At 55.9% G+C, this 7,793-nt stretch carries 9 protein-coding genes; 4 read left to right on the top strand and 5 right to left on the bottom strand.

All coding sequences use genetic code 11. The features are described from left to right. Positions 1-182 precede the first annotated feature (182 nt). Positions 183-1,013: a formyltransferase family protein gene (locus QN359_RS04250; RefSeq protein WP_322249741.1), complete on the top strand. Its 831-nt coding sequence runs from the start codon at positions 183-185 to the stop codon at positions 1,011-1,013. Positions 1,014-1,023: 10 nt separating this feature from the next. Here QN359_RS04250 and QN359_RS04245 read toward each other — a convergent pair whose 3' ends face one another. After that, a complete protein-coding gene (locus QN359_RS04245; RefSeq protein WP_322249739.1) occupies positions 1,024-2,160 on the bottom strand; it encodes a GNAT family N-acetyltransferase in 1,137 nt (378 codons plus the stop codon). A 165-nt stretch (positions 2,161-2,325) separates the two neighbouring features. On the opposite strand from QN359_RS04245, the gene bluB reads away from it, so the two are divergent. Beyond that, entirely contained in the window at positions 2,326-3,111 is a 786-nt protein-coding gene (gene bluB / locus QN359_RS04240) for a 5,6-dimethylbenzimidazole synthase (protein WP_322249738.1), read from the top strand. A gap of 126 nt (positions 3,112-3,237) precedes the next feature. Here the strand turns inward: bluB and eutC are convergent, their stop codons facing one another. Both eutC and QN359_RS04230 read right to left on the bottom strand, forming a co-directional pair. Further along, entirely contained in the window at positions 3,238-4,113 is an 876-nt protein-coding gene (gene eutC, locus QN359_RS04235; RefSeq protein ID WP_322249737.1) for an ethanolamine ammonia-lyase subunit EutC, read from the bottom strand. Then, positions 4,110-5,555, bottom strand: coding sequence for an ethanolamine ammonia-lyase subunit EutB (locus QN359_RS04230; protein ID WP_322249736.1), 1,446 nt, complete (start codon positions 5,553-5,555; stop codon positions 4,110-4,112). Before QN359_RS04230 ends, eutC begins: the two co-directional genes overlap by 4 nt. Positions 5,556-5,670: 115 nt before the next feature. Here QN359_RS04230 and QN359_RS04225 point away from each other — a divergent pair, with 115 nt between their 5' ends. Beyond that, positions 5,671-5,799 (top strand): DUF3149 domain-containing protein, encoded by a 129-nt coding sequence (locus QN359_RS04225; RefSeq protein WP_322249735.1) that lies wholly within the window; start codon positions 5,671-5,673, stop codon positions 5,797-5,799. Here QN359_RS04225 and QN359_RS04220 read toward each other — a convergent pair whose 3' ends face one another. Further along, positions 5,800-6,117 carry a single-stranded DNA-binding protein gene (locus QN359_RS04220; protein ID WP_322249734.1) on the bottom strand — a complete coding sequence of 106 codons (318 nt, stop codon included), beginning with the start codon at positions 6,115-6,117 and terminating at the stop codon, positions 5,800-5,802. 171 nt (positions 6,118-6,288) lie between these two features. Between QN359_RS04220 and QN359_RS04215 the strand changes: the two genes are divergently transcribed. After that, positions 6,289-6,594, top strand: a complete 306-nt coding sequence (locus QN359_RS04215; RefSeq protein WP_322249733.1) for a PepSY domain-containing protein — start codon at positions 6,289-6,291, stop codon at positions 6,592-6,594. 132 nt (positions 6,595-6,726) lie between these two features. On the opposite strand, the gene QN359_RS04210 is transcribed toward QN359_RS04215, so the two are convergent. Further along, on the bottom strand, positions 6,727-7,791 hold the full coding sequence (locus QN359_RS04210) for an HD-GYP domain-containing protein (RefSeq protein ID WP_322249732.1): 1,065 nt from the start codon (positions 7,789-7,791) through the stop codon (positions 6,727-6,729). Positions 7,792-7,793 lie beyond the last annotated feature (2 nt).

Raw genomic sequence — 7,793 nt, 5'->3', positions numbered from 1 at the left:
GCGCCGCGCAGCTGTGGCAGAAACAGGCACTATCTTAAACTCTTTGAATAATTGTCTGGACTTAGGGGGCCACTTTACTGCTACTGAGCAGGAAACGCGCGATAATAGTGGCGCGGCAAAGTTATCGCTCTGCCGGCAGTGTTTGAGCACCATTTTCTTGCCATTGTATTCAAAGGAGCATCATGCGTTTTGCGTTTGCCGGCTGCGATAGAAACCTGAAACTGTTTGAGATGCTGACGCTGGCCGGTTGGCAAGCGGTTAAATTGTTTTCTGTGCCTGAAATTAATCAATTGAGCAGTAATAAGGCACTGCTTGCGCAAGCGCAAAAAATGAAGCTGCCGATACAGTTATCGCGCATGCAAGTTTCAGATCTGGCCGCACTCAAGGAACTGGGCTGCGATGTCATCGTGATTGCCAGTTATAACTGGCGCATCCCGGATTGGCAGGGCTATGTGCCATATGCGATAAATTTCCATCCCTCGCCTTTACCGATAGGACGCGGACCCTATCCGCTGGTCAGGGCGATCTTGGAACAGCACCAGAGCTGGGCTGTCAGTTGTCATCGGATCGCGCATGAGTACGATGCCGGCCCGGTGCTGGGACGTGAAGAATTTTTGCTCGATGAATATGATACCCATGACACGCTGAATCTCAAGCTGCAGATGGCTGGTGGCCGGCTGGCGACTCGCATCGCGCATGATTTTCAGCACTGCTGGGATAACGCGCAAACGCAAACCGCGGCCCTATACTGGCCTTTGATGACGGATGCCGATAAGACCATTGATTTTTTTCAATCTGTGTTTGTGGCTCGTACTCAATTGCGTGCCTTTGCCGGCCTCGAATGCTTAGCTTATCTGAATGGCCAGAAACTGGGCATACGCAGTGGCCATGCTTGGCCGGAAAAGCATGCCTATTTTTGCGGTCAGATTGCACATGTGAATGGCAATACCTTGGTCATCGCCTGCACCGATGGCTTGTTGGCGCTGACCGATTGGTATGCCGTCAATAACTGAGTGCAGCCGTTCAGGCGCGCAAGGCGTTGTGTGAAACGTATTGCTTGCGCCGGTTGCGCAGTCGCGCTACCGCGCTTCCCAGCATCCGGTGCCAACTGGTATTGCTGACGCATTGGTACTCGGCATATTCGACCATGCTTGGGCCCCAGCGCGTTTTCGAGACATCATCGCCGACCGATAAGTTGATGCGGGGAATTTTTTGTGCGATCGACCATTGTATGGTTTCGGCCACCAAGGTGGTCATCACACTGTATTTCCCGTAACTGAGATCGTAACCGGAATAGTACAGATACAATTCTTCGCCCATGTGAAATGCCAAACGCATCGCCACCACTTCACCATTGAGTTCCAGGCAAAGTAAGTAGCAACGGCTGCCCAAGGCAGAACCGAACAGGGCGGCCAGAAAGGCGCGATGGCGTGGATCGGCAAAATAATCAGGATGCTCGGTAGTATGGCTGGCGGCTGCACGCATGCCGTGCAGCGCGTAAAAACGCGCCAACTGCGGCATGATCTCAGCATGGCCCTGACAAACCCGCAAGGAAGGCTGCAAGCCGTCGCGTTTCAAGGAGTTGTAGCAGTGACGCAGCGATTCCTTGATATTGCGTTTGAGTTTAGTTTTGAAACTATCCCAGTCTGTATCGAGTGTCAGGATGTAATTCGGGATGCTGCGCTCGCTCATCACATGCAAGACTGCATTGTTCTTCAAGACGGTATCGGCGAGTTGTTTGGCGTTGATTAACTGAAATTCGTTCAGCCCGAGCGCGCCTTGCGCGGCCAACTCCTCCCACACCCGCCAAATGGCCGATGCATACGCGGGCATACAAAGTGGCAGACGTAATTCGGTCAGGTTGGGATCGAAGCCGAACGGACGCAGATAATGATAGAGCGGCCAGCCCGACAGACCGACTTGGGTGCGCACCAGTGGCATGACGGCTACCAATGTTGCGCCGTCAACGATGGTGTAGACCAGCAATTCATCATGTTGCCAGGTTTTTTGCGAGGAAAAAATCGACCACCATTGGCGGTTCCAGTCATAGGTCTGGAATGGCAGCAGATGGGGAACTTGTTGTTCAAGCGCGCGCCACGCCGGTGCCAAGGCATCGAATTCGGCTTCGGTGCTGAGGCAGCTTGTACGCAAAGTGGTCATGATGTGTGATGGGCGATTCAAAAAAGCAAGTAGTGATAGTGAGTGATTGTAAGTAATATAGCAAACAAAGAAACATTGCGTTACAAAAATATACTTTGCAGCTGTGCTTGACCGTTTCTTGACAAGCGCTACGTATCGCCAGCATGATCACGCCAAGGGGAACTCATGCCAACACCAACATCAAGCGCCACAGTGGCGACGCCGGATCTGCATTGCTTCAGCGATGCAGCCCGCGACGCCATTTACCAGACGATTTTTTCACGCCGCGATGTACGCAGCCAATTTTTACCCACGCCTGTCAGTGATGCCGTGCTCAGTCGAATACTGACGGCGGCGCATTTCGCCCCCTCAGTCGGCTTCATGCAACCATGGAATTTCTTACTGGTGCAATCAGCCGAGATCAAGCAAAGGGTAGCGCAAGCGTATTTGTCTGCGAATGCTGAAGCGGCGCAAATGTTTGAAGCTCAACAGCGTAGCAGTTATCAGCAATTGAAACTCGAAGGTATCCGCGAAGCACCATTGGCGATTTGCATCACTTGCGACCGTACGCGTGGCGGCGACGTGGTGTTGGGTCGTACCCATATCAAAACCATGGACGTCTACAGCAGTGTCTGCGCGGTGCAAAATCTGTGGCTGGCGGCGCGTGCCGAAGGCTTGGGGGTAGGTTGGGTCAGTATTTTTCATGAGGCCCAATTGCAGCAAGCCTTAGGGATTCCCGCACACATCGTGCCTATCGCTTATTTATGTGTCGGCTATGTCAGCCATTTTTACCCGCAGCCTGAATTGCAAAGCAAGGGCTGGCGTGGCCGGCTGCCCCTGACTGATCTGGTGTATTTTGATCAGTGGGGGCAGACTGATGCCGAGCACGCACTGCTGGCCCATTTGCGGCGCGATCAATTGGCCGCCGAAGTGATTGCCGAGCGCGCGGCCCAAACCGACTCGCCGGCTTGAGACGCGTCGGCTGATCATCAAAAATCTGACTAGGGTTTGAAACCCCGGCCTTCAGAGGCTGTCGCAAAAGCCTGATCATTACCCACAAGTCAGGTCGATTGCGCGCCCACCCATTCGCCCAATTCGTCATTGCCGCGCAGGCGGCAATCCAGTGGCGCGTACGCGCGTCTTTTCCATTGTCGCTTGCGACGATCCATTAAGTTGTTCGGCCAGTAAGAATGGCCTTGCTGTATCTAAGGATGCGGTCGCTGCGCCGGCTTCCTTGAGCGCTACCCCCGAGTAGCCGCGCCGCTGTGCTTCGGCCAACAAATAGTGGGCTTTCAGCGCCGCTGCCTGGTAACTGAGGCCAGCCGTATGAATATTGGAAATGCAATTGCGTTCGGCATCGCTCAAGCCTGGGCGCGGTGCCCAGCTCAGATACAGGCCCATACTTTCGGGCGAACTCAGGCCCGGGCGCTCGCCGATCAGCACCACTACGCAGCGGGCTTGTAGTACGGCACCGATTTCATCGCCGATCGCCACGCGCGCACCGCTGACCAGACACAGTGGCGCGAGCCGCCAGTCGGCACACTCGGTATCGGCCGCCAGCCGCGCCAGCAGCGCGCGCAGCAAGGGGGCAGCATGCTTCTCGACGGCGCGAGCCGATAAGCCATCGCCAATAACGATGGCTAAATCGCACGGCGCGGTAGCCAGTGCTTGCAAGCTGTGCAGTGAAGTGGCAGCCAGCCGACGCCCCAGATCGGGACGTTGCAGATACTGGTGACGCGAGCCGGCCGCGCTGTGCAGACACACTGCCTGTGGCCGCAGCTCGGCACATTGCGCCAGGATCGAGTCTTGCGCGAGTTCGGCGTGCACGGCGTCGCGTGCCTGCGCATGGGCTAAGCCGAACGCCAACTGCGCGGCGCTGGGCTGACTCACGCCGGTGCGGCCCAAGCCGATGCGGGCGTGGGTGAGGCGGCGCAGTGCTTGCCACGGATGGATGGTGACGCTGCTCTCACTCATGACGATCGCCCGCCGAGCCGGCGCATGGCGGCAGCAAACAGTGGCGGCAGGCTGGCACCGGCCGCGTGGCCATCGGTGACGATGCCGCTGTGCTGTAACCAATCGGCAAATTCCGGAGCGGGCTTGAGCCCTAGCAAGCGGCGCGCATACAGCGCATCGTGAAATGAGGTGGTTTGATAATTAAGCATGATATCGTCAGAACCGGGTATGCCCATGATGAAGTTGCAACCGGCGCTGGCCAGCAGGGTTAACAGCACATCCATGTCATCTTGGTCGGCCTGGGCATGGTTGGTATAGCAAACATCGCATCCCATCGGCAAGCCGAGTAATTTGCCGCAGAAATGATCTTCCAAACCGGCGCGAATGATTTGCTTGCCGTCATATAAATATTCCGGGCCGATGAAACCGACCACGGAATTGACTAACAAAGGGTGAAACTGGCGCGCCACAGCATAGGCACGGGCTTCGCAGGTTTGTTGGTCGACGCCATGATGGGCCTGGGCCGACAGGGCACTGCCTTGACCGGTTTCGAAATACATCACTTCTTGGCCGACGGTACCACGCCCGAGCGCGAGCGCGGCCGCACGCGCCTCGGCCAGCAAGGCCAAGTCGATGCCGAAGCTGCGGTTGGCCGCCTCGGTGCCGGCGATCGATTGAAACACCAGATCGACCGGGGCCCCGCGTTCTATTGCCTGCAGGGTATTGGTGACATGGGTGAGTACACAGGATTGGGTAGGAATTGCATAATGGCTGATGATTTCATCGAGCATGCTTAAGAGTCGTACCACTTGCTCGACATTGTCGCTGGCTGGGTTGATGCCGATCACGGCGTCGCCACTGCCGTACAGCAAACCTTCAAGTATCACGGCGGCAATGCCACTGGGGTCATCGGTAGGGTGATTCGGTTGTAAGCGAGTCGCCAAACTGCGCGGCAAGCCCAAGGTGTTGCGGAAGCGCGTGACCACCCGCACTTTGGCCGACACCAAGATTAAATCTTGAATGCGCATGATCTTACTCACAGCCGCCGCCATTTCGGGCGTGATACCGGCGGCGCAAGCCTGTAGTTGCGCCGTGCCGACTGCATCGCTGAGTAAGTAATCGCGCAAGCCGCCGACGGTCAGGTGACGCAGTGGCGCGAAAGCGGCCACATCGTGGCTATCGATGATCAGACGCGTGACTTCGTCGCTCTCATACGGAATCACCACTTCATTGAGAAAATGGCGCAGGGGTAAATCTGCCAAGCACATTTGCGCGGCCACTCTTTGTTCTGCGCTCTCGGCTGCCAGCCCGGCCAAATGGTCGCCCGAGCGTTCCGGGCTGGCTTTGGCGAGCAAGTCTTTGAGGTCGGCGAAGCGATAGCTGCGTATGCCTATGCGGTGGACCAAGGGGGTCGTGGCGCGGCTGGGATGTGAATGCGGAGCAGCAGAGGAGGTAGCGGACATGCTTTCCTTCATTAATTATTGAGCAAGATCAAATACACGACAGCGGCTCGCTCACATACTCAAGCGCGAGGCCAGATTGTAATTTTACAATCTGGCGCTTACGAAGGGGAATAATATGAAAATAATCAGTGACTTGGTATCGACCGATTACGGTCGCATGAGTTTGGCCGGCATCGTCTTCATGCTCGGCATGGGCGTGTTTTTCGTGCGCATGTTTTTGCGTAAAATTGCCGAAGACGCGTAATCAGTCTACCGCGCGCTCGCCGTCATTGCCGCTCACCAGCACTTTATGCGCGATCAGGTCGAGCGCCGGTCTGACTTTGCCTTGTTTGTCGGTCCATACCTTGGGCGTGAGCGCGCCCGATAAGGCCACGCTGTCGCCGTCTTCGAGCGCGAGCAAGGTGCGACGCACACTGTCGTGAAAGGCGATGACATTGCAAAAAATCAAGTCGCCATCGTCCGTCGCCGCTCTTACTTTGCAAGTCACGTAGGCCGAACCGGCTTGTCCGCTGCGTTCTTCGGCGTTGCCGTACAGGCGTCCGGCAATCAGTGCATCAATCATTGTAATTTCCTCGGTAGGGTCAAAACCAAGTATACCGCGCTTCCCTTGCGGCCGCGCATGTTTGCTGGTGTGCGGTGATACTCCTATCACTATTGGATCAGGATTTTGTATGAACGAAGCGATAAGCTGCTGTTGCCAATCAAGGCAAAATTTTCAATAGGAAAACACATCATGCAAATCGGAATCAAACTCGGCCTTTTGAGCGCGACACTGCTGTGCAGCTTGGCACAGGCGGCTGATCGGCGCGATATTGAAGCTTTGGCGAATGCCAAAATCAACCTGAGCGAGGCGGTCTCAATAGCAGAAAAGCATGTCAACGGCAAAGCCTTGGAAGCTGAATTCGAACACCGCGTCCATGGCGATGTGTACCAAGTCGAGGTGTGGGATGGCAACAAAGAATATGATGTCGTTGTCGATGCGCAGAGTGCCCAAGTGCTGACCTCGACGGTGGAACGGCCTAAGCACGATGCCAAGTAAGGCATCGTAGTGATTTGGTCGTGGCTATTTCCGTATGTTCCCGCCATGCCACTGGCGGCAATCGTGCTCAGGCTAGGAACCTGAGCGGCAGAACGGAGTCGGCTGCAAAATCACCTGAGTGGTCCATGCCGCTCAGGCTCCCAGCGGTTTGCTGATATCACTATCAAGCAAATGCCCCTTGTCATCGGCATACATGTCGCGAATCTTGAGCATGGCTGGCAGCGCGCGTTCTAGCGGCGCGATCAGTTGCGGATCGAAATGGCTGCCAGCCCCCTTTTTGATTTCTTCCAGCGCCATTTCCACGCTCCAGCCTTCCTTGTACGGGCGTTTGCTGGTTAAGGCATCGAACACATCGGCCATGGCGACGATGCGGCCGAACAGCGGAATGGCCTCACCCTTGAGTTGCCGCGGATAGCCGCTGCCATCCCATTTTTCGTGGTGGGTCAGGGCTACGCTGCGTGCCGCCGATAGCAGCGGGTTAATCGCTTCACCGAGAATTTCCGCACCCATTTCAGGATGGCGGCGCATGACTTTCCACTCTTCTTCGTCGAGCTTGCCCGGTTTGTGCATGATGGCATCGGGAATGCCGATCTTGCCGACATCATGCATCGGCGCGGCATCCATCAGCAATTCGGCAGTGGCGGCATCGAGCCCGTATTCCAGAGCTATGCAGCGTGAGTAATGGCTCATGCGAATGATATGGTTGCCGGTGTAATCGTCTTTGAATTCGGACGCGCGTGCCAAGCGGCGCACGATCAGTTTTTTAGTCGCTTCGAGTTCTATCGTGCGCTGCCCCACCTGTACTTCGAGTTCGCGCTGTTGGTCATACATGGTCAGATGGGTCTTGAGGCGCGCCAGTACCAGTGCCGGACTGATAGGTTTGGTGATGTAATCGACGCCGCCGGCATCGAAGCCCTTGGTTTCATCTTCCACCTCGCTCATGGTGGTAACAAAAATCACTGGAATCTTCGCTAACCGTAAATCTTTCTTGAGTTCTTCGCATACCGTATAGCCATCCATGCCCGGCATCACGATGTCGAGCAGAATGATATCGGGCGGATCCGCTTTGGCCGCCGCCAGTGCCGCTTCACCGCTGTTGGCCAGCGTCACGCGGTAATTGTCGCACAACACCATTTCCATCATGACGAGATTGATCTCGGTGTCGTCAACGACCAATACTGTTTGTTGGTTCAGCATAG

The sequence above is a fragment of the Undibacterium sp. 5I2 genome (assembly GCF_035019605.1).
In the GTDB taxonomy this organism is placed as follows: Bacteria; Pseudomonadota; Gammaproteobacteria; order Burkholderiales; family Burkholderiaceae_D; genus Undibacterium.
Note: the sequence above shows the minus strand (reverse complement) of the source record. Positions and strands in the feature narration are given on the sequence as shown.

Excerpts from the sequence above, each read along its gene's own strand:
- QN359_RS04230 (WP_322249736.1), bottom strand. The coding sequence starts at position 5,555 with ATGTCCGCTACCTCCTCTGCTGCTCCGCATTCACATCCCAGCCGCGCC.
- eutC (WP_322249737.1), bottom strand. The coding sequence starts at position 4,113 with ATGAGTGAGAGCAGCGTCACCATCCATCCGTGGCAAGCACTGCGCCGC.
- QN359_RS04225 (WP_322249735.1), top strand. The coding sequence starts at position 5,671 with ATGAAAATAATCAGTGACTTGGTATCGACCGATTACGGTCGCATGAGT.
- QN359_RS04250 (WP_322249741.1), top strand. The coding sequence starts at position 183 with ATGCGTTTTGCGTTTGCCGGCTGCGATAGAAACCTGAAACTGTTTGAG.
- QN359_RS04220 (WP_322249734.1), bottom strand. The coding sequence starts at position 6,117 with ATGATTGATGCACTGATTGCCGGACGCCTGTACGGCAACGCCGAAGAA.
- bluB (WP_322249738.1), top strand. The coding sequence starts at position 2,326 with ATGCCAACACCAACATCAAGCGCCACAGTGGCGACGCCGGATCTGCAT.
- QN359_RS04245 (WP_322249739.1), bottom strand. The coding sequence starts at position 2,160 with ATGACCACTTTGCGTACAAGCTGCCTCAGCACCGAAGCCGAATTCGAT.
- QN359_RS04210 (WP_322249732.1), bottom strand. The coding sequence starts at position 7,791 with ATGCTGAACCAACAAACAGTATTGGTCGTTGACGACACCGAGATCAAT.
- QN359_RS04215 (WP_322249733.1), top strand. The coding sequence starts at position 6,289 with ATGCAAATCGGAATCAAACTCGGCCTTTTGAGCGCGACACTGCTGTGC.